At 71.1% G+C, this 26,260-nt stretch carries 25 protein-coding genes; 15 read left to right on the top strand and 10 right to left on the bottom strand.

Annotated features, from left to right (window positions below; all coding sequences use genetic code 11):
• Positions 1-42 precede the first annotated feature (42 nt).
• Positions 43-264 (top strand): hypothetical protein, encoded by a 222-nt coding sequence (locus A3862_RS24220; protein ID WP_043389304.1) that lies wholly within the window; start codon positions 43-45, stop codon positions 262-264.
• 27 nt (positions 265-291) lie between these two features.
• On the opposite strand, the gene A3862_RS24215 is transcribed toward A3862_RS24220, so the two are convergent.
• The 5 genes from A3862_RS24215 to A3862_RS24195 are packed head-to-tail and all read right to left on the bottom strand — an operon-like array spanning position 292 to position 5,359.
• Positions 292-1,089 (bottom strand): ABC transporter ATP-binding protein, encoded by a 798-nt coding sequence (locus A3862_RS24215; protein ID WP_053609771.1) that lies wholly within the window; start codon positions 1,087-1,089, stop codon positions 292-294.
• Between the two features lie 7 nt (positions 1,090-1,096).
• Positions 1,097-2,464 (bottom strand): ABC transporter substrate-binding protein, encoded by a 1,368-nt coding sequence (locus A3862_RS24210; protein ID WP_111474046.1) that lies wholly within the window; start codon positions 2,462-2,464, stop codon positions 1,097-1,099.
• Positions 2,465-2,497: 33 nt separating this feature from the next.
• A complete protein-coding gene (locus A3862_RS24205; RefSeq protein WP_111474045.1) occupies positions 2,498-3,532 on the bottom strand; it encodes a branched-chain amino acid ABC transporter permease in 1,035 nt (344 codons plus the stop codon).
• A 7-nt stretch (positions 3,533-3,539) separates the two neighbouring features.
• Positions 3,540-4,433 carry a branched-chain amino acid ABC transporter permease gene (locus A3862_RS24200; protein WP_043756570.1) on the bottom strand — a complete coding sequence of 298 codons (894 nt, stop codon included), beginning with the start codon at positions 4,431-4,433 and terminating at the stop codon, positions 3,540-3,542.
• The gene (locus A3862_RS24195; protein WP_043756571.1) at positions 4,430-5,359 is read right to left on the bottom strand and encodes an ABC transporter ATP-binding protein; all 930 of its coding nucleotides are present in this window, start codon (positions 5,357-5,359) and stop codon (positions 4,430-4,432) included. Before A3862_RS24195 ends, A3862_RS24200 begins: the two co-directional genes overlap by 4 nt.
• 425 nt (positions 5,360-5,784) lie before the next feature.
• Here A3862_RS24195 and A3862_RS24190 point away from each other — a divergent pair, with 425 nt between their 5' ends.
• Complete coding sequence (locus A3862_RS24190; protein WP_043389316.1) at positions 5,785-6,516, top strand: Crp/Fnr family transcriptional regulator; 732 nt, start codon at positions 5,785-5,787, stop codon at positions 6,514-6,516.
• A gap of 57 nt (positions 6,517-6,573) precedes the next feature.
• Entirely contained in the window at positions 6,574-7,290 is a 717-nt protein-coding gene (locus tag A3862_RS24185; protein ID WP_043355062.1) for an HWE histidine kinase domain-containing protein, read from the top strand.
• A 49-nt stretch (positions 7,291-7,339) separates the two neighbouring features.
• Here the strand turns inward: A3862_RS24185 and A3862_RS24180 are convergent, their stop codons facing one another.
• On the bottom strand, positions 7,340-8,119 hold the full coding sequence (locus A3862_RS24180; RefSeq protein WP_043756572.1) for a Crp/Fnr family transcriptional regulator: 780 nt from the start codon (positions 8,117-8,119) through the stop codon (positions 7,340-7,342).
• A 308-nt stretch (positions 8,120-8,427) separates the two neighbouring features.
• Positions 8,428-8,646 (bottom strand): DUF6894 family protein, encoded by a 219-nt coding sequence (locus A3862_RS24175; protein WP_043756573.1) that lies wholly within the window; start codon positions 8,644-8,646, stop codon positions 8,428-8,430.
• Positions 8,647-8,972: 326 nt separating this feature from the next.
• Between A3862_RS24175 and urtA the strand changes: the two genes are divergently transcribed.
• The 7 genes from urtA (at position 8,973) to A3862_RS24140 (ending at position 15,729) form a co-directional block, all read left to right on the top strand.
• Positions 8,973-10,268 (top strand): urea ABC transporter substrate-binding protein, encoded by a 1,296-nt coding sequence (urtA, locus tag A3862_RS24170; RefSeq protein WP_043756574.1) that lies wholly within the window; start codon positions 8,973-8,975, stop codon positions 10,266-10,268.
• A gap of 280 nt (positions 10,269-10,548) precedes the next feature.
• On the top strand, positions 10,549-12,123 hold the full coding sequence (gene urtB, locus A3862_RS24165; RefSeq protein WP_043756576.1) for an urea ABC transporter permease subunit UrtB: 1,575 nt from the start codon (positions 10,549-10,551) through the stop codon (positions 12,121-12,123).
• Between the two features lie 5 nt (positions 12,124-12,128).
• Positions 12,129-13,283 (top strand): urea ABC transporter permease subunit UrtC, encoded by a 1,155-nt coding sequence (urtC, locus tag A3862_RS24160; protein ID WP_043756577.1) that lies wholly within the window; start codon positions 12,129-12,131, stop codon positions 13,281-13,283.
• Positions 13,280-14,077, top strand: coding sequence for an urea ABC transporter ATP-binding protein UrtD (urtD, locus tag A3862_RS24155; RefSeq protein ID WP_043389328.1), 798 nt, complete (start codon positions 13,280-13,282; stop codon positions 14,075-14,077). Before urtC ends, urtD begins: the two co-directional genes overlap by 4 nt.
• A 2-nt stretch (positions 14,078-14,079) precedes the next feature.
• Positions 14,080-14,775 carry an urea ABC transporter ATP-binding subunit UrtE gene (gene urtE, locus A3862_RS24150; RefSeq protein WP_043756581.1) on the top strand — a complete coding sequence of 232 codons (696 nt, stop codon included), beginning with the start codon at positions 14,080-14,082 and terminating at the stop codon, positions 14,773-14,775.
• A 371-nt stretch (positions 14,776-15,146) separates the two neighbouring features.
• Positions 15,147-15,284, top strand: coding sequence for a hypothetical protein (locus tag A3862_RS24145; RefSeq protein WP_236952905.1), 138 nt, complete (start codon positions 15,147-15,149; stop codon positions 15,282-15,284).
• Between the two features lie 160 nt (positions 15,285-15,444).
• Complete coding sequence (locus A3862_RS24140) at positions 15,445-15,729, top strand: hypothetical protein (RefSeq protein WP_043756588.1); 285 nt, start codon at positions 15,445-15,447, stop codon at positions 15,727-15,729.
• Positions 15,730-15,760: 31 nt separating this feature from the next.
• Here the strand turns inward: A3862_RS24140 and A3862_RS24135 are convergent, their stop codons facing one another.
• The 3 genes from A3862_RS24135 to A3862_RS24125 all read right to left on the bottom strand — a co-directional run bounded on the left by A3862_RS24135 (position 15,761) and on the right by A3862_RS24125 (position 19,445).
• Positions 15,761-17,407, bottom strand: coding sequence for a hybrid sensor histidine kinase/response regulator (locus A3862_RS24135; protein WP_111474044.1), 1,647 nt, complete (start codon positions 17,405-17,407; stop codon positions 15,761-15,763).
• A 495-nt stretch (positions 17,408-17,902) separates the two neighbouring features.
• A complete protein-coding gene (locus A3862_RS24130; protein WP_111474043.1) occupies positions 17,903-18,727 on the bottom strand; it encodes a hypothetical protein in 825 nt (274 codons plus the stop codon).
• Between the two features lie 85 nt (positions 18,728-18,812).
• The gene (locus A3862_RS24125) at positions 18,813-19,445 is read right to left on the bottom strand and encodes a LuxR C-terminal-related transcriptional regulator (protein WP_043389341.1); all 633 of its coding nucleotides are present in this window, start codon (positions 19,443-19,445) and stop codon (positions 18,813-18,815) included.
• 274 nt (positions 19,446-19,719) lie between these two features.
• Between A3862_RS24125 and A3862_RS24120 the strand changes: the two genes are divergently transcribed.
• From A3862_RS24120 to A3862_RS24100, 5 genes are all read left to right on the top strand, one after another.
• Positions 19,720-20,313, top strand: coding sequence for a hypothetical protein (locus tag A3862_RS24120; protein ID WP_043389344.1), 594 nt, complete (start codon positions 19,720-19,722; stop codon positions 20,311-20,313).
• 3 nt (positions 20,314-20,316) lie between these two features.
• Positions 20,317-21,417, top strand: a complete 1,101-nt coding sequence (locus A3862_RS24115; protein ID WP_043355315.1) for an AAA family ATPase — start codon at positions 20,317-20,319, stop codon at positions 21,415-21,417.
• 69 nt (positions 21,418-21,486) lie between these two features.
• Positions 21,487-23,439, top strand: coding sequence for an AAA family ATPase (locus A3862_RS24110; RefSeq protein WP_043756593.1), 1,953 nt, complete (start codon positions 21,487-21,489; stop codon positions 23,437-23,439).
• Between the two features lie 22 nt (positions 23,440-23,461).
• Positions 23,462-24,823: a hypothetical protein gene (locus A3862_RS24105; protein ID WP_043756594.1), complete on the top strand. Its 1,362-nt coding sequence runs from the start codon at positions 23,462-23,464 to the stop codon at positions 24,821-24,823.
• Positions 24,820-26,256 carry a peptidoglycan-binding protein gene (locus A3862_RS24100; RefSeq protein ID WP_043756595.1) on the top strand — a complete coding sequence of 479 codons (1,437 nt, stop codon included), beginning with the start codon at positions 24,820-24,822 and terminating at the stop codon, positions 26,254-26,256. Before A3862_RS24105 ends, A3862_RS24100 begins: the two co-directional genes overlap by 4 nt.
• The last annotated feature ends 4 nt before the right edge of the window (positions 26,257-26,260 follow it).

The following is a 26,260-nucleotide window of genomic DNA, read 5'->3' as shown; positions in this document are numbered from 1 at the left end:
CGCCAAACCTCAGGCAGCCTGGTCGGAAACGGGAGTCGATGGATGCCGGATTATCGCCTGCGCGGGGCGGTTCGTGGCGCGGACGGGGAGATCGGCGCGCCGCGCCTCGACGAGATGCTCACGGCCGCGGACGCGAAGGAAGCGGTACGCCTCGCCAACAGACGCTCACTGACGATCGAGGACGATGCGGTGAATGCCCTGTGGCTGGTCGACGCGAACGGGACCATGCTCTGGTCCCTGCGCCGGGCCGATCTGGAATCCTGACGCAGTCCCCACGGAAGGCCGGAGCCGTCAGGCCGGCGCGTGGCGGCGCGCCTCGGGCGCCGCCGCCTCGGGGCGCTCGGCCCCCCCGAGATACAGGGACCGGACATCGTCCCGCGCCCGCAGGGACGCGGCACTGCCGGCCAGCGCGCTGCGTCCGCTCTCCAGCACGACGGCGTGGTGGGCGTGGCGCAGGGCGAGACGGACATTCTGCTCGGCCACCAGCAGGGTCAGGCCCTCGGCCCGGTTCAGGCCGGCGAGCACCCGGTAGATCTCCTCCACCACCCGGGGCGCGAGCCCCATGGACGGCTCGTCGAGGACGAGGAGCCGGGGCCGTCCCATCAGGGCCCGGCCGATCGCCGCCATCTGCTGCTCGCCGCCCGAGAGCAGCCCGGCGGCGACCTCCCGCTTCGCGGCGAGGCGCGGGAACAGGCCGTAGACCCGCTCCAGGTCGGCGCGCACGTCGCTGCGGCCCGAGCCGCGCCCGAGTCCGCCCGCGACGAGATTCTCCTGGACGCTCAGTCCCCGGAAGCAGTGCCGGCCCTCCAGCACGCCTACGAGCCCGGCGCGAACGAGGGCGTCGGTCCGGGTCCGCGTCACGTCGCGTCCGTCATAGGCGAGGCGCCCGGCCGTGACCTGGCCGCGCAGGGCCGGCAGCAGGTTCGACACCGCCCGCAGCAGGGTCGTCTTGCCGGCGCCGTTGGCGCCGACCAGGGCGACGATCTCCCCCGCCCGGACCGCGAGGTCGACGCCGTGCAGGGCGTGCACCGCCCCGCCGTAGACGACCTCCAGGGCCTCGACCTGCAGGAGGGTCGGCGCGGCGCTCATCGGGCGCTCACCGGGCCGCCGCGGCGGCCTGCTTGCCGGCCGCGTCCGCGGCCTCCTCCGCCGCGCAGTCGCGCGGGGTGAGGCCGTGCTCCTTGGCGTAGGCGGTCGCGGAGGCCTCGATGATCGGGCGCAGGCTCGCCCAGTCGGGGGCGAGCCAGTCGGACACCACAGTCCACTTCGCCCCGTCCCATTGCTGGAAGGTGACGCGGCCCTCGCCCTCGTGGTTGGCGCAGGTGACGTTGATCGAGTGGAACAAGCCCTTGGCGCCGAGCGCCGCCACCCGGGCCTCGTCGAGGCGCAGGTGCTCGAAGCCCCAGCGCACCTCGTCGCCGGTGAGCGTGCGCGCACCGAACTTGCCTTGCGCGATCCGCACCGCCTCGACGTTGAGGATGCCGTTCAGCACCCCGAGATTGTGGTAGACGCTGCCGATCCGCTTCCTGTCGGCGAGGTTGCCGTTGCCGGCCCCGTAGACCTTGCCGACGACCTCCTGGATCACCGGATAGGCGGTCCCCGAGGCCTGGGTGGTGATGGCGACGTAGCCCTTGGCGGCGTCGCCTGCCGGGATCACGTCCTCCTCCGAGTTCGACCAGACATTGCCGACGATGCGGTCGGCCGGGAAGCCGGTCTTCTGGGCGGTCTTGAGGGCCACCGGGTTCATCACGCCCCAGCCCCGCAGCACCACGAAATCGGGCCGCAGGCGCCGGATCGTCAGCCATTGCGACTGCTGCTCGTTGCCGGGATGGGGCACCTCGATCTGCGCGACCGTGAAGCCGTACCGCTCGGCGAGCTGCGCGTAGATCGGGATCGTCTCCTTGCCGTAGGGCGAGCCATGGTAGAGCACCGCGATGGTCTTGCCCTTGAGCTTGTCGAGGCCGCCCGCGCGGGTGCCGAGATACTGGATGATGCCGCTCGTCTCGCTGTAGGGGTTGAGCAGCAGCGGGAAGACGTAGGGAAAGACGCGCCCGTCGGTGGAATCGGTGCGGCCGTGGTTGATCGTGACCAGCGGCACCCTGTCGGCGGTGATGCGGTCGATCATCGCGTAGGCGATGCCCACCGAGAGCGGGTTCCAGGCGGCGATGCCGGGCCGGGACTTCAGCCGCTCGTAGACCTCGACCCCGCGCTCGACCTCGTACTGGGTCTCGCCCTCGCTCCAGGTGAGCTTGACGCCGTTCACGCCGCCGTCCCGGGCGTTGATCAGATTGAGATAGTCGATGAAGCCGCCGAAGAAGCCGGTCCCGCCGGCCGCGTAGGGGCCGACCCGGTAGCTCTGGAGCGGGAAATACTGCTCGTCGGCCCATCCGGCGCGCGGCGCGGCGGCGGCGAGCATCACGGTGCCGGCGAGGAGCGCGGCGCGGAGGCGGGTCGTCAGGGGCATGGTCGTCCTGGGGTTGGTCAGACGGGGAGGGGATCAGGCGGCGCGGCGGCCGAGGCGGCGGCCGGCCCGGTCGAGGAGGGCAGCGAGGCCCGCGGGCTCGCGGATCAGCACGGCCACGATCAGGGCGCCGAGGACGATGCGCTGGACCATCTCCAGGGTGCCGAAATCGAAGCCGTCGCCGAGGAGCGCCGCGCCGAGGCGGGCCAGCAGCAGGGGCAGCACCACGATGAAGCCCGCGCCCAGGAAGGCGCCGCGCAGGGTGCCCAGGCCGCCGATGATGACGATGAACAGGATCTGGAAGGAGCGGTCGAGGTTGAACCCCGCCGGCTCGACGGTGCGCAGATACGCGAAGGCCCACAGCGCCCCGGCGATCCCGATCACGAAGGACGAGACCGCGAAGGCCAGGAGCTTGGTCCGGGCGACCTTCACGCCGACGAGGCGGGCGGCGGTCTCGTTGTCGCGGATCGCCACGAGGTTGCGGCCCGTGGGGGAGCTCACGAGCCTCCACGCGACGAGGGTCAGCAGCGTGACCACCGTGAGCGAGACCAGGTAGCGCCCGCGCGGATCGTCGAAGGACAGGCCGGCCACCACCAGCCGGGGAGCGGTGATGACGCCCGAGGGGCTGTCGTCGGAGATCCAGCCGATCCGGTTCAGCGCCCAGGCGACGAAGAACTGCACGGCGAGCGTCGAGACCGCGAGGTAGAAGCCCCGCAGGCGCAGGGCCGGCAGCCCCGCCGCCAGCCCGGCGAGCGCCGCCACGAAGCCGGCGAGCAGGAGCGACGCCGGGAGCGGCAGGCCGGGCAGGCGCAGCGACAGGTTGAAGGCCGCGTAGGCCCCGACCGCCATGAAGGCGGCCGAGCCGAGGGAGAGCAGCCCGGCATAGCCGGTGAGCAGGTTGAGCCCGAGGCCGGCCAGCGCCAGGGCCAGGAACGGCGTCAGCAGCGCCTCGAACAGGTAGCTCGTGCCGGTGAGCGGCACGATCCCGTAGGCCAGGACCAGCAGGGCGCCGAGGCCGAGGGCTCCGGCGGGCAGGTGGGGGCGCGGCGCGGCGCGGGGGAGGGCGTCCATGGCGTCTTCAGACCCGCTCGACGGCGCGCAGGCCGAACAGGCCCGACGGCCGGACCAGCAGGAAGCCCAGCGCCGCCACGTAGGCGATCCAGCCCTCGATGCCGCCGCCGATGACGGGCCCGAGATAGACCTCCGACAGCTTCTCCACCGCGCCGACGATCAGCCCGGCCACGATCGCCCCGGCGATGGAATCGAAGCCGCCGAGCACGAGCACCGGCAGGGCCTTCAGCACCACCAGCGACAGGGAGAACTGCACGCCGAGCCGCGCGCCCCAGAGCAGCCCCGCCACCAGCGCGACGATCCCGGCGGCGATCCAGACCGCCGACCAGATCCGGGGCAGGCGCAGGCCGGTGTTGAGGGCGGCCAGCGGATCGTCCGCCACCGCCCGGAAGGCGAGGCCGGTGCGGGTGTAGCGGAAGAAGGCGGAGAGGAGCGCCACCATCAGGCCGGCGGTCGCGGCGGCGAACAGGTCGAACCGGCTCATCAGCACGCCGCCGAGATCGATCGGCGTGTCGTCGATGCCGAGGTCGAGCCCGTGGACCTGGGTGCCCCAGGCGAGCTGGGCCGCGCCCTCGATCACGTAGGCGACGCCCAGCGTCGCCATGAACAGGGTGATCGGCGGCTGGTTGACCAGCGGCCGCAGCACCGTCCGCTCCACCGCGAGGCCGACCACCACCATCGCGGCGAGGGTCGCGGCGAGCGCTGCGGGAAAGGGCAGGCCGCGCTCGGTCAGGCTCACGAAGGTGAGGGCGGCGAACAGCACCATCGCGCCCTGCGCGAAGTTCAGCACGCCCGAGGTCTTGTAGATCAGCACGAAGCCGATCGCCACGAGGGCGTACATCACGCCCGACAGGAGGCCGCCGACCACGACCTCGATCAGGAAGGCGAGATCCGGGCTCATGCGGCGGCCGCGCCCGTGTCGGCATCCCCGTCCGCATCCCCGTCCGCGAGTCCCAGATAGGCGGCGATGACCGCCGGGTCCGCCTGCACCTCCGCCGGCGTGCCGGTGGCGATGCGGCGGCCGTGGTCGAGCACGGTCACCCGGTCGGAGAGGCGCATGACGACGCCGATATCGTGCTCGATCAGGACGATCGCGGCCCCGGACGTCTCCCGCGCCGCCCGGATGAAGCCGGTCATCTCGGCCTTCTCGGTCGCCGTCATGCCGGCCATCGGCTCGTCGAGGAGCAGGAGTCGCGGCCGGGCCACCAGGGCCCGGCCGAGTTCGACCCGCTTCTGGAGCCCGTAGGGGAGGCTGCCCGCCGGACGGTCGGCCACGGCTCCGAGGCCGAGGCGGCCGATCACGGCCTCGGCGGCGTCGCGGTGCGCCCGCGCCTCCCGCCGGGCCGACGGCAGGCCCAGGATCTGGGCCCCGAGCCCGGCGCGCCGCGCCGCCGCGAGCCCCGCCAGGACGTTGTCGCGGACGCTCAGGCCCGTGAACAGGGCGAGGTTCTGGAAGGTCCGGGCCACGCCCAGTGCGGCGAGCCGCCCGGCCGGCACCCGGGCGAAGGATTCCGCGCCGATCCGCACCCGCCCGGCCTGAGGCGCATAGAGGCCGGTGATCGCGTTGATCAGCGAGGATTTGCCGGCGCCGTTCGGCCCGATCACCGCATGGATCTCGCCGGCCCCGACCGCGAGGTCGATCTCCGCGAAGGCCACCGTGCCGCCGAAAGCGAGGGACAGCCCCTCGACCGACAGGACCCGTCCCGCCCGGTCCCGATGCGGGCTCCCGCCGGGGGCGGGGACGGCAGCCGGGCGGGGGGCGGGCCCCGGGAGGAGGGGCCGATTGCCGTCCCGTCCCGTTCGAACGAGGCGCAGCGCAGGCTGCATGATCCGGATTCCGTTCAGGACAGGCCGCCCGCTTCGGCGCGAACCGGCGGCACCCGTTGAGAGAAGACGAGACGCAAGACGATGATCCGTCCCGGGAGGACAGTTCGACGCTCCTGCTGTTCAAATCCTGCTGCTCAGGGCGAATGAAGTCAAAAGCACAGTCTTTCCAATTTCAGGACGACACGCGAACATTCTCCCGCTGGGGAGCCGCGGCACGAGATCGCCTCCATCGTCGCGCCGACGGGCCGCACGGGACGGTCAGATCTTGCCCTGCCGGCGCGGCGACAGAGCCCGGACATCGCTGAATCAGCCCGGCAGCAGGGGCGGAAAGACACCTTGTGGTAGCATAAACTAATCCATGTAAGTATTCATGCGCGGAAACAAAATGTAGGGTTGCACGCTCAGGCCGTTGCGGAGATGCAGCCATGCCAAGCCCGCTCGCGCACAAGCTCAATTGCTACGTCCGGCTCTCGGAAGACGACCGGATGTGCTTGGCCGACGCCATGGGCCCGAGCCGCATGGTCGCCCCGCGCACCGACATCATCCACGAGGGCGACGATCCCCGCGCCATCAACGTGATCCTCGACGGCTGGGCCTGCCGGTACCGGCAGTTCGCCAACGGGCGCCGCCAGATCGTCTCGCTCCTGCTTCCGGGGGATCCGTGCGATCCGCATGTGTTCCTCCTCGACGAGATGGATCACACGATCGGGGCGATCACGCCCGTGCTCCTCGGCCAGATCTCCGGCAGCGCGATGCGGGATCTGACCGCCCGCAGCCCGCGGCTCGACCTGGCCTTCCATCGCGAGAGCCTGGCCACCGCGGCGATCCAGCGCGAGTGGACCGTCAGCCTCGGCAGCCGGACCGGCATCGAGCGCCTCGCCCACCTGTTCTGCGAGCTGCATGCGCGGCTGACGGCGATCGGGCTGGCGGACGGCAATACCTGCGCGATGCCGATGACGCAGAACGATCTCGGCGACGCCATGGGCCAGACCAGCGTGCACATCAATCGGACGCTTCAGGAGCTGCGCGGCCTGGGGTTGATCACCCTGCGCAGCCGGCGCCTGACCATCCACGACCCGGCGGCACTCGCCCGGCTCGCGCATTTCGACGCCGCCTATCTGCACCGCACGGAGGTCGACCGCATCGTCGCATGCTGAACCCTGCCGGCCCCGTGGCGATTGAGGCAGGTTGAACGACATCCGGAGTGGCCCGGCATGACAGACCCTCGCGACCCGGCGGAGCGACTCTCGGCTCTGGAGGCCGACAACGCACGCCTGCGCCGGCTGCTCGACGAAGCCGGCCTTCCGGACAGCCTGCGCCACGGGATGCGCAACACGATGGCGATGCTGCGCACGGTCATGCACCGGTCCGCCGAGAGCGCCGCGGATGTCGAGAGCTACGTGGCGCATCTCGACGGACGGTTCGGCGCGATCATGCGCGTGCAGGCCGCGACGGACGCGTTCGGCGATGCCGACCTGCACACCCTGATCTCCGACGAGTTGATGTTCCACCTCGCGCGGGAAGGGGAGCAGGCGACCCTCGCCGGCCCGCGGGTCCGCCTCCGCCCCAAGACCGCCCAGGTTCTTGCGCTGGCCCTGCACGAACTGACCAGCAACGCGGTGGAACACGGATCCCTGGCGCTCCCGCAGGGCCGGATCCGCGCCACGTGGCGGGTGAACCTGGAGGTCGAGCCGCCTGTCCTCAGCCTCGCCTGGGCCGAGACCGGCGGCAGCGGGATCACGGCCCCGTGCCGGCGCGGCTTCGGCACGGACGTGCTGACGGAGATGCTGGCCTACGAGCTCGGCGCGGCGGTCGATCTGCACTTTGCGCCGGATGGGCTGCGCTGCGCGATCCGCGTGCCGCTCACCGCCCGGATCGGGCGCCACGTCGCCGAGGATCCCGAGACGGCGTGGGACGGCGACAGCCGGTGAGATCCGGGCCCGGGAGGACGATGCGGGCCCCCACCGGCCCCGGCGGCGCTCACGGTCCCGATGCCGCCCGCACCTGCCCGGTCATCTGGGGGAGCGCGCCGAGCGCCTCCGGGGTCTGGGTCGATCCGGGCAGCAGGAGGTAATCCGGCGTGAAGCCGGAAAAGTCCTGCAGTCGCTTCAGGTTCGGCACGCGCACGCTCTTGCGTCCGCTCTCGATCAGTCCGGCCCTGCGCAGATCCGAGAGGACCCGCGAGAGGTGGACGTTCGAGAGCCCCGCCGTGTCGGCCAGTTCCGACTGCGCCAGCGGCAGGCGGTAGTCGGGCTCCAGGCCGAGGCCGACGGCATTCAGGCGGGCGAAGAGTTCGCAGATGATATGGGCGACCTGCCGGTCGGCGGACCGGCGCCCCACCCCGACCAGCCATTCCTGGAGCACGGCTTCGTCGACCAGAACCGACCACCACAGGGCGCGGTAGATGTTGGGCCGGCGGGCGGCGAGCTCCTTGATCGTCCGGTAGGGCACGGAGGCGACGGTGCAGGGCGTCAGCGTCGCCACGGAGTGGATCGCCCGGTTGAGGAGGGAGGCGTGCAGGTCGCAGCCGTCGCCGGGCACCAGATAGGCGAGGATCGATCGCCCCCCGTCGGGCACGAGCTTGTAGCGGCAGGCAAATCCCTGAAGGATCACGTAGGCGGCGTCGGGCCGCTCGCCTTCCGAGACCAAGTCGCGCCCCGCCTCGACCTGCGCGGTCGCGCTGGTCGCAGCGTCCAGCGCGGCCATGTCGGCCTCATCCAGGTCTGCGCGCAGCGCCAGCTTGCGAAGGAAGGGGTTCAAGGGATGTTCCGGAAGGACCGCGCCGCGTCACGAGCCGCGCCAGCGTAAACGCGCGACCGCCTATTCCTACTCCCTCGGGTCATCACATCACCGTCTCGTCCGGCCCCGGATGCCGACGGCCTCGATCCGCCGGACCATTGAACGGCCGGGCATACCGCTGCCCGGATGCGGCGTTCAGCAGAACCGGGCAAGAGCCGGACCGTTTGGGATCCACAGCCTGCGCCGGGACGAGCCACGCGACGGAAAGGCCGTGCAGACCCGCCCGTCAGGCCCAGGCTCGGCCGGATCGCGCGGGTGAGCCCGGCGCATCAGGAAAGCTGAAGCGTGCGCAGGACGGTGCCGGCCCCGTCGTGGATCTCCATGCGCCAGCCCTCCCCGGCGTCCGGCAGCTCGCCGGCGCGCCGGAACTCCTCGATCAGCACCAGCGCCTCCGCTTCCGCTTGCGCGATCGACGCGGCCAGGACGCCCACCTCGTCCTCGATCGTCTCGCCGTCGCTGCTCAGGCGAAAATAGTAGCGCTCTGCCATATCATCCTTCTGCACAGGCCCGGACCCGATTTCGACCCGCCCGCGGGCTGCCGCCCGTCGGGCGACGCGTCCGCGCGCCGCGGGTTGAGGTAAGTGGCATCGATCCGCGCCCGATCAACGTGTCGGCGAAAACCCGATGGCAGATGCCCACCGGTTGATCCCGCCGCCGCCCGAAGCAGCATGAAGCTGCCGGTCTCGCGGGCGAAACGCCGCCCATCTGTGCGCCGCTCCGGCCGGGCCGCCGCGCGATGAGGCATGCCTAAATATGTGGCATACGATTTGCGAAGCCCCGAACCGTCGCAAGGAAGACGACGCAGGGGACCGCCATGAAGGCATTTGGAACTTGGGCTTCGGCCGCCGCGCTGGCCGCCGGGCTCGCGATGGGCGCCCTGGGGGCAGGCCCCGCGCGGGCTCAGGAGACCATCAAGGTCGGCATCCTGCACTCGCTGTCGGGCACGATGGCGATCTCGGAGACCACCCTCAAGGACGCGATGCTGATGCTCATCGCCGAGCAGAACGCCAAGGGCGGCGTGCTCGGCAAGAAGCTGGAGCCGGTGGTGGTCGACCCGGCCTCGAACTGGCCGCTCTTCGCCGAGAAGGCCCGCGAGTTGATCAGCAAGGACAAGGTCGCGGCCGTGTTCGGCTGCTGGACCAGCGTGTCGCGCAAGTCGGTGCTGCCGGTGTTCAAGGAACTCGACAACATCCTGTTCTACCCCGTCCAGTACGAGGGCGAGGAGAGCGAGCGGAACGTGTTCTACACCGGCGCCGCCCCGAACCAGCAGGCGATCCCGGCCGTCGACTACCTGATGTCGGAGGATGGCGGCGGCGCCAAGCGCTGGGTGCTGGAGGGGACCGACTACGTCTATCCCCGCACCACCAACAAGATCCTCGAAGCCTACCTCAAGTCCAAGGGCGTCAAGGACGAGGACATCCTGATCAACTACACGCCGTTCGGCTTCTCGGACTGGCAGACCGAGGTGTCGAAGATCAAGGCCTTCGGCTCGGCCGGCAAGAAGACCGCCGTGGTCTCGACCATCAACGGCGACGCCAACGTGCCGTTCTACAAGGAGCTCGGCAACCAGGGCATCAAGGCGACCGACATCCCGGTCGTCGCCTTCTCGGTGGGCGAGGAGGAGCTCGCCGGCATCGACGCCAAGCCGCTGGTCGGCCACCTCGCCGCCTGGAACTACTTCGAGTCGATCAAGACGCCGGAGAACGAGGCCTTCATCAAGAAGTGGCAGGCGTTCAAGAAGAACCCCAAGGCCGTCACCAACGACCCGATGGAGGCCCACTATATCGGCTTCAACATGTGGGTGAAGGCGGTCGAGAAGGCCGGCACCACGGACCCCGACAAGGTGATCGACGCCCTGCCGGGCATCGAGCAGAAGAACCTCACCGGCGGCACCGCCACGATGCTGCCGAACCACCACATCACCAAGCCGGTCTTCATCGGCGAGATCGAGGCGAACGGCCAGTTCGACGTGGTCTGGAAGACCGACAGGCTGATCCCCGGCGAGGCGTGGTCGAAGCAGCTCGAGGGCTCGAAGGACCTCGAGGCCGACTGGGTCAAGCTCAAGTGCGGTAACTACAACACCAAGACCAAGACCTGCGGCGGCGCCTGAGGGGCCCTCCCGCTGAACGGAGGTGCCGGACCTCCAGTTCGGTCCGGCACCTTCGGATCGCGGTGAGGCGCGGGTCCCCTCACCCGTGCGGGAGAGGGACAGGGTGAGGGATCGGGTCCTTCCGGACAGCGCGCACCCCTCACCCCAACCCTCTCCCGTGCGGGAGAGGGGGCCTGTCGCGCCTCGCATCGACCGATCCGTGCAGACCGCGGCCGCCCGTTGGCGAACTCAGGTGCCGCACGCGTCCCCGTCCCGCTTCCCAGGCGCAACGAAAGTCTCGATGCTCCGTCTCCTCACCCTCCTCGTCCTGCTGCTGGCCGCCCCCGCGCTGGCCCAGGCGCCCGATCCCTACGGCCAGCTCGCCGGGGACGGCTACGCCGAGATCGAGGCGGGCGTCTCCGGCCTCGCCGCCAGCGGCGACCCGCGCGCGGACGCGATCCTGTCGGCCCTGTCGGACGGACGGCTGCTGGTGCGCCCCGCCGACAGGACCCTGCTGATCCGGCAGGGCGGCACTCTGGTCGACGCCCGGACCGGCGCCGCCGCCGCCGACAGTCCCGACCTCAAACCCGTGCGCGCCAACAACCGGGTCCGCCGGGCGATCGAGGCCGCCCGCGGGCAGCTCGACCTCGCGAGCCCCGATCCGGGAAAGCGGCGCATCGCCGCCGACGCGGTGTTCAAGGCAAGGGACGCGGCGGCCCTGCCGGCCCTCGACGCCGCCCTGGCGCGCGAGACCAGCGCGCCCGTCCGGCAGGCGCTGACCGAGGCCCGCGCCGCCGTGCTGCTCGCCAGGCCCGGCACCGCGGAGACCGACCGGATTGGCGCAATTCCCGCCATCCAGGCCCGGGGCGATGGCGACGCGATGGGCATCCTGCGCGGTCTGGCGGCGGATCCGAGCGAGGCGGTGCGCAATGCCGCCGCCCGGGGCATCGCGGCGATCGAGACGCGGCTCGCGATCCTCGGGGCCCTCCAGAACGTCTGGTACGGGATCTCGCTGGGCTCGGTCCTGCTGCTCGCCGCCATCGGACTCGCCATCACCTTCGGGGTGATGGGCGTGATCAACATGGCCCACGGCGAGATGGTGATGCTCGGCGCCTACACGACCTATGGCGTGCAGGAGCTGATCCGCACCCAGGCGCCGTCCCTGTTCGGCTGGTCGCTGGCGATCAGCATCCCCTGCGCGTTCCTGGTCGCCGGCCTCGTCGGCGTGCTGATCGAGCGGTTCATCATCCGCTTCCTCTACGGGCGCCCGCTGGAGACGCTGCTCGCCACCTTCGGGGTCAGCCTCGCGCTGCAGCAGGGCGTGCGCTCAATCTTCGGTCCGACCAACCGCGAGGTCGGCGCCCCCGCCTTCATGAGCGGCGCCTTCGATTTCTACGGCCTGTCGATCACCTGGGGCCGGATGTGGATCATCGCGTTCGCGCTGGCCGTGTTCCTGGGCCTGCTGTTCGTGCTCAGAAAAACGTCGTTCGGCCTGAAGACCCGGGCGGTCACCCAGAACCGGCGCATGGCCGCCGCCATGGGCATCCGCACCCCCTACGTCGATGCCCTGACCTTCGGGCTCGGCTCCGGCATCGCCGGCATCGCCGGGGTGGCGCTGTCGCAGATCGACAACGTCTCGCCCAATCTCGGCCAGGGCTACATCATCGACTCGTTCCTCGTGGTCGTGTTCGGCGGCGTCGGCAACCTCTGGGGGACGCTGGTGGCGGCGCTGACACTCGGCGTCGTCAACAAGCTCGCCGAGCCGTATGTCGGCGCGGTGCTCGCCAAGATCGGCCTCCTGGTCTTCATCATCCTGTTCATCCAGAAGCGCCCGCGCGGCCTGTTCGCGCTCAAGGGCCGGGCGGTGGAATCGTGAGCCCCATGCCGTCCCGCCCCCCTCTCATCGACCTGAAGGGCTGGATCTTCCTCGCCGTCCTGGCCGCCTTCTGCGGCGCCGTGCCGGTGCTGAACCTCGCGGTGCCGGAGGGCTCCGGCCTGCACCTGCCGACCTACCTCGTCTCGCTGTTCGGCAAGTACCTCGCCTACGCGCTGCTCGCGGTGAGCCTCGACCTCGTCTGGGGCTATTGCGGCATCCTCTCGCTCGGCCACGGGGCGTTCTTCGCGCTGGGCGGCTACGCGATGGGCATGTACCTGATGCGCCAGATCGGCTCCCGGGGCGTCTACGGCAACCCGGTCTTGCCCGACTTCATGGTGTTCCTGAACTACAAGGCCCTGCCCTGGTACTGGCTGGGCTTCGACCACTTCGCCTTCGCGGCCCTGATGGTGCTGCTGGTGCCGGGGCTGCTCGCCTTCGTGTTCGGCTGGCTCGCCTTCCGGTCGCGGGTCACGGGCGTCTACCTGTCGATCATCACACAGGCGCTGACCTACGCGCTGATGCTCGCCTTCTTCCGCAACGACATGGGCCTCGGCGGCAACAACGGCCTCACGGACTTCAAGGATCTTCTGGGATTTTCCGTCCAGTCCCAAAACTTCCGCGTCGGCATCTTCGTGGCGACCGGCGTGGCCTTGGCTTCGGGCTACCTGATCGCCCGGGTCATGACGGTCTCGGCGTATGGAAAGATCCTGATCGCCGTGCGCGATGCCGAGAGCCGCACGCGCTTCCTCGGCTACCGGCCGGAGCACTTCAAGACGCTGGCCTTCACGGTCTCGGCCATGATGGCCGGCGTCGCCGGCGCCCTCTACGTGCCGCAGGTCGGCATCATCAACCCGGGGGAGTTCGCCCCCACCAACTCCATCGAGACGGTGATCTGGGTGGCGGTGGGCGGGCGCGGCACGCTGGTCGGCGCGGCTCTGGGCGCCGTGCTGGTCAACTACGCCAAGACCGTGCTCACCGGCGCGATGCCCGACGCGTGGCTGTTCGCGCTCGGCGGCCTGTTCGTGGTCGTGACGCTGTTCCTGCCGCGCGGCCTCGTCGGCACCGCGATCGAGCGTCTCGGCTCCCGGCGCGCCGCCGCCACGCTGCCGCCGGAGCCCGACATCGCCCCGAAACTCGCCGAAGAAGGGCAGGGCTCGTGAGCACCGACCTCGTTGAGCGCCCGGACGCCCGGGGCCCCGCCAACCGGAAGCGGGAGACGGACGCGCTCCTCTACCTCGACGACCTGCGGGTCACCTTCGACGGCTACAAGGCCCTGCGCGGCCTGTCGCTGACCCTGGCCCGGGGCGAGTTGCGGGCGATCATCGGGCCGAACGGCGCCGGCAAGACCACCATGATGGACTGCATCACCGGCAAGACCCGGCCGGACAGCGGCATCGCGCTGTTCGACGGCACCCACGACCTGCTCAGGAGCGACGAGCCGGCGATCGCCGACCTCGGCATCGGCCGCAAGTTCCAGAAACCGACCGTGTTCGAGAGCCACACGGTCGCCGACAACATCCTCCTCGCCCTCAAAGGCCCCCGCGCGGCCTTCGCCTCCCTGTTCGGCTGGCGCAACCGGGTGGAGGCCGCGCGGATCGACGCCCTCTTGGAGACCGTCGGCCTGCTGGCCCACCGGGGCCGCCCGGCCGCCGATCTCAGCCACGGCCAGAAGCAGTGGCTGGAGATCGGCATGCTCCTCGCCCAGGCCCCCAAGCTCCTGCTGGTCGACGAGCCTGTGGCCGGCATGACCGACGCTGAGACCGCCGAGACCGCCCGGCTGCTCCGGCGGATCGCGGGCGAGCACGCCGTCCTCGTGGTGGAGCACGACATGCACTTCGTCCGCGACCTCGGCTGCCGGGTCACCTGCCTGCACGAGGGCGCGGTGCTGGCCGAGGGCTCGATCGACGCGGTCTCGGCCGACCCGCGGGTGGTCGAAGTCTATCTGGGACGATGACCATGCTCAGTGTCGAAGGCATCGATCTCTATTACGGCGCCGCCCAGGCGCTCCGCGGCGTCTCCCTGACGGCCGAGGCCGGGCAGGTGACGACGGTGCTCGGCCGCAACGGCGTGGGCAAGACTTCGCTCATGCGGGCGATCGTCGGCCAGCAGCCGGTGCGCTCCGGCGCGATCCGGCTCGACGGCCGTCCCATTCAGAACCTCGCCCCCTACGACCGGGCGCGGGCCGGGATCGCCTTCGTGCCCCAGGGCCGCGAGATCTTCCCGCTGCTCACCGTCAAGGAGAACCTGGAGACCGGCTTCGCGCCGCTGAAGCGCCGCGACCGCCACATCCCGGGGGAGATCTACGACCTGTTCCCGGTGCTCAAGGACATGCTGCACCGGCGCGGCGGCGATCTCTCGGGGGGCCAGCAGCAGCAGCTCGCCATCGCCCGGGCGCTGGTGACCCGGCCGAAGCTCCTCGTGCTCGACGAGCCCACGGAGGGCATCCAGCCCTCGATCATCAAGGATATCGGCCGGGCGATCACCTATCTCCGGTCCAAGGGCGAGATGGCGATCGTGCTGGTCGAGCAGTATTTCGCGTGGGCGCGCGACCTCTGCGATTCCTACGCGGTGATGGATCGCGGGCAGGTGGTGCTCGCCGGCCCCCGGGCCGGGATGGTCGAGGCCGACGTGCTCCGGTGGATGTCGGTGTAGGGCGCGCCGGTCGCCACGCCCCTGCCGGTGCTGCGCCGGAGGCACTTGGGAATCCGGACCTCCGATCCGATTATTTGGACGGATGTTCAGCAATCAGACGATGGGCATCCGAAATTCCGGTCACGAAATCTGTGTTCACCGCCTCGTTCGGCCAAGGTTAAACCACAATTTGGGTTCGCCATGGGGGTCAACCACGGGGGCGCCCATGACGATCCTGGATCCGATCACCGGCGAGCTGGTCACCATCTCCCTACCAAGGCCGCGTCCGCAGACCGGTCCGCGCTGACAGGCGGTGGGGCCTCATGACGAACGCGACCGATCGAAGAACCGGACGCCGCGGCGGTCGTAGCGGCCGCCCCCAGATCCGGACGATGCCGCCGGGCCTGCTGCTGGCCGGCGGCACGGGGGCGAACGCCGCGCTGACGGCCATCGACCTCATCGCCCAGGCCCGCGCGGCCCGCCGAGAGGCCGAATCGCGCGACGGTGCGGACCGCGCGGAGCAGGGCTGACGGCGGCGACCGATTCGGTCACGCCATCGCCCGCCTGTGAGAATCGGGCTCCGCGCGACGCGGGCGTCCCGCCGGCTGCCGGGTCGGCACGGTCCGGCTTGAAAGCACCCGCGCAGGAGCGTCAGAAGGCGCCAGCCTCGCAACCGCTGACGGGTGACTCATGAAGATCGGTGTCCTGATCCTGGCTGGAGCCTGCGGCGTGATCGTCGGGATCGTCATCGGATACGTGGCGGGCACGCGCGTCAGCCAGGCCTTCGCACGGCTGCCGGTGACCGACCGCTCCCCCGCCGCCCAGGCGCTCCGGATCGTCTCGCAGATCGCCACCGAGCACGGCCTCACCCGGGACGCGCTGCTGAAGGCGATGATCGACCCTCAGGCCGGCGGGGAGGGGACGGAGCGTCTCGGCAAGGGTACCGGCAAGGACCGGCGCGATCTGGCCCGGTAAGGGGAAATCCGCGACCGCATGCGCGCCGGCCTCACGCGACCGGCACCGGCCGCGGGCGCAGCCTGATGCTGGCGGCGATGAGGACGGAGCGCAGCTCGGCCGGCCGAACCGGCTTCGAGAGGATCGGGATGTCCGGTGCGCCCAGATCCTCGCGCACGCGCGCCTCGTCATGGCCGCTCATCACCACCGCCGGCAGCGCACGGCCCGCCAGGCCGCGGACCGCCGCGATGCACTCCGTTCCCGTCACGCCGCTCCCGAGTTCGAAGTCGGTGATGAGGAGGTCGATCTCGGGCAGCGCAGCGGGGATCCCGGCCTCGGCCTGAACGCGGCATCCCCATTTACGCAACAGGCTGGCCGTCGCCCGCAGGACGGCGCCGTCATCCTCCACCAGCAGCACGCGCAGCCCGCCGATCGTCGCCGGCGGGTCGAGGGCGTCGCGCGGGGCCGCGGGCACCGGAGCCTCGGCGAGGGGGAGGTCGCCGATGGTCACGCAGGTTCCGCGCCCCGGCACCGAGCGCAGCGTCACCGCCAGGTCCAGCAGCGCGCCGAGCCGCCGGACGATCGGCAGGCCCAGGCCCACGCCCTCGACGTCCCGGTCGCCGCGGCGGCGGATCTGGTAGAATTCGTCGAAGACCCTGTCCTGATGCTCGGCCGGGATTCCCGGGCCGCGATCGTAGACCTGGATGGCGAGCCGACCGCCCCGCCGCCGGCACGCGATCAGGATCGGCCGGCCGGGCGCGTACTTGATCGCGTTGTTGACGACGTTCTGCAGCATCGTCGTGAGCAGCGCCCGGTCGGTGTCCACGACGCTGGCGCAGGCACGGCGGCGCAGGACCGTCCCGGCAAGCTGGGCGGCCTCCGAATTCTGGCGCCACACGTCGTCGAGGATGTCGTTGATCGGGACAGGCTCGGGGCGGGGCACCACCCGGCCGCTGTCGAGGGTCGAGATATCCAGAAGCGACTTGAACAGGCGCGAGACGCTCTGCAGCGACCGGTCGATGTTCTCGACCATCTGCAGTTCCTCCCGACCCAGCGCGGCGTCCCGCAGGCAGGCGGTGAACAGGCTGATGGCATGGATCGGCTGGCGCAGATCGTGGCTCGCCTGAGCCAGGAAGCGCGACTTGGACAGGTTCGCCTCCTGCTCACGCTCATAGGCGCGGCGCAGACGCTCCAGGAGGCTGTAGATGTAGGTCGGCACGAGGACGGTGATGGCCGCCAGCGTCAGGACGAGAAACGGATTGCCGCGCCAGTACGCGTTGAAATACGTCGTGACCGCGAGCGAGACCAGGGCCGCGGCCGTGGACGCCTTCAGGGAGGTGCACCCGTAGCGCAGGCCGTTGCCGACGATCAGCCGGATGACGATCGCGTAGAGCGGCAGGAACGGCGCGCCGCCCACGGCCATCGCGTAGGTCATTCCGCCGAGATCGAGGGCGAAGGTGACGACGCGGCGCGGCGTGTTGCTGCCGGGATGCCGGGCGATCCAGCCGTACAGCGCGACGGCGAAGACCCAATGGCCGGTCACGAGATAGGCGACGAACCGGGCTTCCGGCGGGGCGATGCCACCGTAGATCTGGGGCAGGAGATACAGGCAGGCGCAGCCGATGACGACGGCTCGGATGAGGGCCTGCGCCTTCTCGTTGTCGTACGCCTCGTCCCGCTGGCGGCGCGGCTGGAACATCGGCGATCAGGCCGGGCCGGAAGCGAACGGCACGGCCCCGACGCCGTCCCGGGACTTCACGGGGGCTGCGCCTCCGGCATACGGCCCGCCCCCCCTCCTGCCGGCCCCGGTATCCTGCTGTCGCGTCATCGTGCGAACTGCCCAGCCGTATCACCGCCCGGACCCGGGCAACGGCCGCAACCGTCGCCGACCGAGGACAGATCTCTCAAGCCTACCTGAGGGTGAGCAGCACTACCAGGGGTAAAAAGAAGGGGCGATCGGGCGACGCGGACGGCATTTCCGGGCGCCGGGCGGCTATACAATCCTCGACAATCCTCGAAAGTCCTCGGCACAGCCCAGTCCGATCATCGCAACAACATCGATTTGGAAAATATTCAGTGTGATCTTGTTTACGACACTGCAAAAATAGTCTCGCTCCACGGCCGAGTGCTCCCGGCGACCGGCACCCCGTGGCGTGGCGGGTGGCCCTCCGGGAGGCCGGCCGGGTGGCCGGCCTCAGCGGTAGGTGCCGGTGGCCGGGTCGAATCGATAGAGGCGGGCATCCCGGTCCGTGGCCGGACGCAGGCTGCCGTCCGCGCCCAGCACGGTGCCGCTGAGGGTGACCCGGACCGGGGGCCACGCGGCGGGATCGCGGGGATCCTCCGGCCGGATCTCCAGCCGGCCCTCGCTCGTGCCCATCCGGCAGGGCTCCTCCTCGACGCAGGCGGCCGAGCCGTCCGAGCCGGCCGAAACCTCACCCGCCAGCACCCAACGCGTCGGCGCCCCGTAGAACTGCAGGAGGAGGAAGGAGAAGTCGCGGGCCCCGGCCGCACCGGAAGCCGCAAGGCGCAGGCCCATCAGGAGGCGCCCCCGGCTCAGCGGCTTGAACACCGCGCCTCGCTGCTCGTCCACCGCCGGGGCGCTGCCGTTGCGGTTTCCGGCCCCGATCCGCCCGGACAGGGTCTGCACCCCCGCGAGACGCCAGCGCATGTCCTTGAGGGCGTAGGTGGCGGCCGCGACGCTCCGCCGGTTGGGCGCGGCGGCATCCTCACCCGGCGCCGGCATCGTGACGAACCCGGTGAACCAGCTCCCGGTCTCGGTGGAGAACATCGCGGCGGTCCAGAACTCCGCCGTGCGGCCGTCCTTCATCCGGCAGGTCTCGGCTTCCTTGTCGGCGGGCCGCCCGCAGATCGCCGCCAGCACCGTGGCATGCGGCAGCATGGCGAGGTCGGGATCGGCCGCAGCGGGCCGGGCGGCCAGTCCGGACAGCCCCGCCAGGCCCAGACCCGCCAGACGCCGCATGCGGGCCGGACGCCCGACCCCGTGTCCCGATCGCCTCATGCCCCGGCCCTTGCCACGGGGTCCGCGACGGCGACATTCGGACAGGTGTACGATCGGACGCGCCGCAGCCGCCGCCCCGCCCCCCTCATTCGCCGACACCGGCCGTAGCGGCTTTCGCGGCCGCCGCGGAACGGGAGGTGACGTCGAGGGCCCGCAGGAGCGCCGAGACGTGGATGCGGACGGTGAAGGGCGAGATGTCCAGTTCCCGGGCGATCTCCTTGTTGGTGTGCCCCCGGGCGACGAGGCGCAGCACGTCGCGCTGGCGCTGCGTCAGGGGCGGGAGCGGTCCGCGCGGTAGGGCGAGGCCCGAGACGGGGCTTCGCCGGATCACGAACTCCCCGTCGCGAATCGCCGCGATCGCCTGGGCGATCTCCGCTGCCGGCAACGCCTTGCCGATGAAGCCGTCGGCGCCCTCGGCCATGACGGTCCGGATCAGGCCCTCGTCGTCGGTCATCGACACGACGACGATCGAGGCCCGCTCGAACTCGACGCGCAGCGCTCCGATGGAGTGCCGGGGATCGAGGCCGGGGAACAGAAGGTCGAGGAAGAACGCCCGGGGCGGCGGCCCGGTGCGGGCCATTGCCAGGACCTGCTCCATCGTGGCGGCCTCCCGGACGAGGGCCTGGGGATAGAGCCGTTCGGTGATGCGCCGCATGCCCTCGCGGAACAGCGGATGATCGTCGGCGACGATGAGGGTCTCGCGCGCGGAGCCGTTCATTCCACTCCCGATCGCAGCATCGGAATCTTTCCCCACGACGTCCCCAGCACAGGGCCATGCCGGATGAAATCCAGGCCCTGTCAAGGGTGCGACGATAGGTCAGATACACTAGTAGACCGGTTTTTTCCGCATGCCTAGAAGTCAGCCCGTCATGATGACAGGCATCGGCCGCCGGTTCTTTTGAATCTTTCCAAAAACATCAAGGCTGTTTGTCCTGTCGTGCGTGCCGATGCGGCGCACGAATTACGTCGTTCCATGTTCGGGGGCCTGCTGGATGTCGGAAGTCGAGCGCCAGAATGCTGAGCGGCAGGCTCAGGACAGGCTGTCCGGTCCCCACGCGGCCCCGAGCCCGGCGGCATCCGCCAAGCCGGCCCTGTCGCCGAGCCTCATCGCGATCGTGGGCGGGCTGGTGGCAGCGGGCGCCGTCGCGGGCGTGCTGCTCTCGGGCGGCGGCGAGACCGCCGGGACGGCCGAGCGGCCGGCCCTGAACCTCGTCAAGACGGGCCAGATCGACAAGGCCGCCGAAACCCTGCCCGCCGACGAGAAGGACAAGATCGTCGCCGAAGCCAAGGCCTGCCGGGCGCCCCTGGGCCTGATGCGCCTGTCGAAGACGAAGGCCGATGCCGGCGGTGTGGTGCGCATCCGCGCCGGGAACTACCTGTCGCCGGCCTTCAACATCACCGACGGGCCGATCAACATCGCGGTCCCGTTCCCGGCCCCCTACGAGGCCGGCAAGGGCGAGATCGTCATCGAGGGCGCCGCCAAGGACGTGTTCGTCGAGCTGACCCCGGGTTTGACGGTCGATACCACCGCGGGCGTCAAGCGGATCCCCGTGATCTGGAACACCAGCAAGCCCTGCGGAGGCTGACGGATGTCGAAATCCGCCATCCTCCCCTTCGTCGTCTCCGGCCTCGTGGTCGCGGTCCTCACGCCGCTCCTGCTGAGCACCGATTACGGCCCGGTCGCCTGGTGGAACGCCGCCGGAGCGGAGCTGCGGTGGAGGGCGGCGATCGGGATCGCCGTCGCCCTGCTGGCGGCGCTGGGCCTCGCCGCGACCGCGACGGCCGCCCGCAAGGCGGAGGCCGGCCTCGGGCAGCCGGCCGGGGGCCTGCTCGCCCTGCCGCGCCTGATCGTGGCGCCGCGCCGGGTCGTGGAGGCCCGGTCTCCCGAGGCCGTGATCGCGAATCTGGAGAACATGGTCGGGCTCGCGCCGGTCAAGCGCGAGGTCAACGCCCTGATCGCGCGGCTGGAACTGGAGCAGCGGCGGCGCGCCGAGGGCCTGCCGGTGGCGGCGATCAGCCAGCACATGGTGTTCACCGGGCCTCCAGGCGTCGGCAAGACCGAGGTCGCCCGGGCGATCGGCGAGATCTACCGGTCCCTCGAGGTGCTGCGCCGCGGGCATCTCGTGGAGGTCGACCGCGCGGCCCTGGTGGCGGGCTATGTCGGCCAGACCGCGGCCAAGACCCTGGAGAAGTGCCACGAGGCCCTCGACGGCATCCTGTTCATCGACGAGGCCTACACCCTGGCCGCCGGCGGCGGCGGCGGGGGCGACTTCGGCAAGGAGGCGATCGACACCCTCCTCAAGTTCATGGAGGACAACCGCGACCGGATCATCGTGATCGTCGCCGGCTACACCAACGACATGCGCCGGTTCATCGACACCAATCCGGGACTGGCCGGCCGCTTCACCAAGACCGTCGAATTCCCGCCCTACAGCCCGAAGGATCTCTGCGAGATCCTGAAGCGCATGGCGGCCCGGCAGCAATTCGCGCTCCCCGAGGGGTTCGAGGCGGCGCTCACCCCCTGGCTCGCGCAGCGGTCCCGCGCCGAGGACTGGTCGAACGCCCGCGAGATGCGGACCCTCCTGGAGAAGGCCCGCGAGGCCCAGGCCGCCCGGGTCGCCCTGCAGGGCGGCGACCTGCGCCGCCTGGAGATCGTCGATCTGCTCCGCGCCACCGGCGAGGACGCCTGACGGCGAGACGATCGCGGGACGCCCCGCGCCCGCTCAGCACCACGGCCAGCACCAAGGTTTGTCACGTCCATGGAACGCCTCGACAAGCATCCGGTCGCGCTCTTCGCGGTCATCGTGCTGGGTGCCACCGGCCTGCTGGTCGCCCTGCGGCCGGACCTGCTCGGGCCGCTCGCCGCGACGCCCGCGGCCCTGCTGCGCAACGGCCTGATCCTCGGCGGCCTCGTCGGGGGCCTCCTGGCGGCGAGCTACATCCCGGCGCGGATCGAGGCGACGCGGCGCGCCCTGGACCAGGCCCGGGCGAGCCGCAGGATCCGCCCGATCCGCTTCGTGGACGACGGCGCGGGCGCGGAGAAGAAGGACCTCCTGGCCACCGCGCTCGCGACCCTCGACGGCATGGTCGGCCTCGACCCCGTGAAGCTGGAGGTGAAGGGCGTCATCGCCCGGATGCAGGTGGAGCAGCAGCGCCGCGCCCAGAACCTGCCGGTGGCGGCCATGAGCCAGCACATGGTGTTCACCGGGCCCCCCGGCGTCGGCAAGACCGAGGTCGCCCGGATCCTCGGCAACGTCTTCAAGGCGCTGAAGGTGCTGCGCAAGGGCCACGTCGTGGAGGTTGACCGGGCCGGGCTGGTGGCGGGCTATGCCGGCCAGACCGCGATCAAGACCCTGGAGCGCTGCCGCGAGGCCCTCGACGGCATCCTGTTCATCGACGAGGCCTACACCCTGGCCGCCGGCGGCGGCGGCGGGGACTTCGGCAAGGAGGCGATCGACACCCTCCTCAAGTTCATGGAGGACAACCGCGACCGGATCATCGTGATCGTCGCCGGCTACACCAACGACATGCGCCGGTTCATCGACACGAATCCGGGGCTTGCCAGCCGCTTCACCAAGACCGTCGAGTTCCCGCCCTACAGCCCGCCGGAACTCGCCGAGATCCTGAAGCGCATGGCGGCCGGCCAGGGCTTCGTCATGCCGGAGGGGTTCGAGAAGGACCTCGCGGCCTATGTCGGCGCCCGGTCCAAGGCCGAGGACTGGGCCAATGCCCGCGAGATGCGCACGGTGCTGGAGAAGGCCCGCCAGGCGCAGGCGCTGCGCCTCGCCGCCAGCCCCGGCGGCGACATCAACCGGCTCGAGCCCGCCGACATCGCCGCGGCCCTCGGCCGCCAGGCCGGCGGCGCGGTCGACATGGACGCGGCCCGGAAGGTCATGGCCCGCCTCGACGCGATGATCGGGCTCGCGCCGGTCAAGGAGCAGGTGAAGACCGTGGCGGCGCGGGTGCTGGTCGATGCCCGGCGCCGCGCCGAGGGCATCGAGGTCGGCGCGGTGAGCCAGCACATGGTGTTCACCGGCCCGCCCGGCGTCGGCAAGACCGAGGTGGCGCGCATCATGGGCGACATCTTCCGGGCGCTCGGCGTCCTGCGGAAGGGGCACGTGGTCGAGGTCGACCGGGCCGGGCTGGTGGCGGGCTATGTCGGCCAGACCGCGGCCAAGACCCTGGAGCGCTGCCGCGAGGCCCTCGACGGCATCCTGTTCATCGACGAGGCCTACACCCTGGCCGAGGGCGGCGGGGGCGGAAGCGACTTCGGCAAGGAGGCGATCGACACCCTCCTCAAGTTCATGGAGGACAACCGCGACCGGATCATCGTGATCGTCGCCGGCTACACCGGCGACATGGCGCGGTTCATCGACACGAATCCCGGCCTCGCCGGCCGCTTCACCAAGACCGTCGAATTCCCGGCCTACGATCCTTACGACCTCGTCGAGATCCTGCGCCTGATGGCGTCGCGGCAATCCTTCCGGCTGCCGCCGCGCTTCGAGACCCTGCTGATCCCGTGGGTCGAGCAGCGCGCGCAGCGGCACGACTGGGCGAATGCCCGCGCGATGCGCACCCTCCTGGAGCGCCTGCGCGAGGCCCAGGCGATGCGGCTCGCCAGCGATCCCCTGGGCGATTACGGCCAGTTCGAGCTCGTGGATTTCGAGCGGGCGCTCGGCGGCGGCGCCCCGCGCCCCGCCGCATTGTCGTGACGGCCCGGGAGCCGTCGCGGCCATGAGCATCGCACGCGAGGACTGGCTGCGCGCGCACGCGACCCTCTGGTACGACGATCGCCGCTACCGCCTGGCCTGGCTCGCCCTGCCGCAGGCCGTGACCTGCGCGGTGGCGGGCCTATGCATGGCGCTGGCCGCGCAGGGCGTCTGGGGTCAGCCGGCCACCGCCTCGAAGGCGCGGATCGCCGAGCTGAGCGCCCTGCGCGACCGGGCCGGCAAGGACGGCGACCGCACGGCGTTCGACGCGCTGACCGCCGCGGCCACCCGGGGCCAGATCGACGCCGCGACCAAGCTCGGGACGCTCTACGACCCGCTGACCGCCGCCTACTTTCCCAGCAAGCCCGCGCCGAACGATTTCGCCCGGGCGGCCGCCCTCTACGGACCGGGCGCCGCGATCGGCGACCTCCTGGCGGTGGCGCGCCTCGCGGACGTGCTGCTCGATCCGGCCAACCCCAACCGCGACCTCCGGCGCGGCTGCCGCCTCGCCCAGACCTGGTTCGACGATCCCGAGACGCTCGAGCGCACGATCACCGGCGAGGAGCGGCTCACCGTCAAGCTCGCCACCTGCTACGTCGAGCCCGAGAGCGGCCTGCCGCAGGACCCGGTCCGGGCCGGGGGGCTGGTGACCGCGGTGCTGTGGCGCAAGCACCGGCCGACGATGGACGCCTTCATCAACAATCTCGGCCAGCAGAACCCCGCCCTGGTGTCGGGCCTCCAGCGGCATCTGGCCGAGCAGCGTCGCTATATCGGCCCCGTGGACGGGCGGCCCAATCCCGGGATCATCACGGCCCTCCAGGTGGAGGCGGGGATCACCAACACGGTCGCGACCCCGCGGCCCGAGCCGCGGCGGATGGCGCCCAAGGGCCCGGATCCGGAGGTGATCGCCCTCGCGACCGCCGCCCGGGCCGGCGACCGGCGGAAGCTGGCCGAGCTCAAGGGCCGGGCCGATGCCGGGGACGCGGACGCGCTCACCGCCTATGCGCGCCTGTTCAACCCGGTGATGAACAAGGGCGACGTCTTCGCGCCGGACGCGCAGGTCGCCGTGGCCGCCTACGAGCGCGCCGCGGCCGCCGGGAACGGCATGGCGGCGGGCGAGGCCGCGGTGCTCTACGATTCCGGCTACGGCAACGTCGCCAAGGATCCCCGGAAGGCCGCGGCCCTCGCCCTGCGGGGCATCGACCTCAAGGACGACCAGATCACCTTCTGGCTGCTGTTCCCCGAGGCGGGGCACTGGAGCGACGGGTTCTGGGGCGCCCTTCAGGCCGAACTGACCACCCGCGGCTTCTACACGCTCCCGGTCGAGAACACGCGCAATCCGGCGGTCATCACGGCCCTGCGCGCCTACATGAAAGCCAAGTCATGAGCGGCGTCTTGATCGGGACCGACCGGCTCCGGGCGCACGCGACGCTCTGGTACGCGGATGCGCGCTACCGCCTCGCCTGGCTGGTCCTGCCCCAGGCCGCGGTCGCGCTCCTGGCCGGCCTCGCCCTCGCGCTGCTGAAGCCCGCGGGCGAGTGGGGCAAGCCCGCCGACAGCAAGGAGAACGAGAAGCTCTATCTCGACCTGCTCGACAAGGCCGGCAAGGACGGCGACAGGGCCGCCTTCGAGAAGCTCAAGGCGGGTGCCGAGGCCGGCGACGTCAGCGCCCGCTCGTTCATGGGCGCCCTCTACAATCCCGAATGGGCCGCGCTCTACGCCAAGAATCCCGTCAAGCCCGATGCCGCCAAGGCCCTGACCTACTACCAGAAGCCCGCCGACCTCGGCTTCCCCGGGGCCCAGCGCGGCATGACCGAGCTCCTGCTCAACAGAGGCCGCGGCCAATACGATCTCAAGCGGGGCTGCCGCTACGGGCTGGCCTTCCACGCGAACCCGGTCGCCGCCCGGAACGCCTATCTCGATTCCTGGTCGACGCTCTACTGGATCGCCGGCTGCTACACCGATGCCGAGAGCGGCGTCCCGCGCGATCCGCAGAAGGCCGCCGATCTCTACATGGACACGGTGGCGGCCAAGCTGCCGCTGGCGGTCACCACCTTCACGGACGAGCTCGGCCGCCAGCCCCCCGACCTCGTGGCGGCGATCCAGCGCAATCTCGCGAAGCGCGGCTTCTACACGGGCCCCGCCGACGGGTCGGCGACGCCGCAGACGCGCGCGGCCGTGCAGGCGCTGGCCGGCAGGGCCGCCGGCCCGCAGACCAATCCGGGGACCGGCAATCCAGGGGCGGGCAATTCCGGGGCGGGCAATTCCGGCCCCGGAAAGCCGGGCACGCCGCCGCCCGCGACACCGCCCGCGACACCACCCGCCTCCGCACCGAGCGTCGAGGCGTTGATGGCGCTGTTCAAGAGCGCCACCACCAACGCCGCCGACGAGGCGAAGCTCAGGAGCCTGGCGGAGAGCGGGGTCTCGGTGGCGCAGTATCTCTACGCGCTGCTCCTGTCGCCGGCGAACACGGAGCAGCGGATCACCGCCCCCGACGGCCTCTTGGCGCGGCGGTATCTGGAGCGCCTCGCGGGCGAGGCCTCCTTCGCCCCCGCGGCGGCCTCGGCGGCGTTCCTGTTCGATATCGGCGGCGCCGGCCTGCAGCGGGATCCCGGCAAGGCGGCCGACATGACGATCCGCGCCCTCGAACTCAAGTCCACCGAGATCCTGCAGAACCTCGAGCAGGACAAATGGGGCGTCGGCTTCTGGGCCGCGCTCCAGCAACGCCTCGCCGACCGGAATCTCTACCAGGGCCGCGTCGTCGACCAGCGCAACGACCGCACCATCCAGGCGGCCCGCCGCCTCCTCGGCAATCCATAGGAGA

It is taken from the genome of Methylobacterium sp. XJLW (assembly GCF_003254375.1).
Lineage (GTDB): Bacteria > Pseudomonadota > Alphaproteobacteria > Rhizobiales > Beijerinckiaceae > Methylobacterium > Methylobacterium fujisawaense.
Note: the sequence above shows the minus strand (reverse complement) of the source record. Positions and strands in the feature narration are given on the sequence as shown.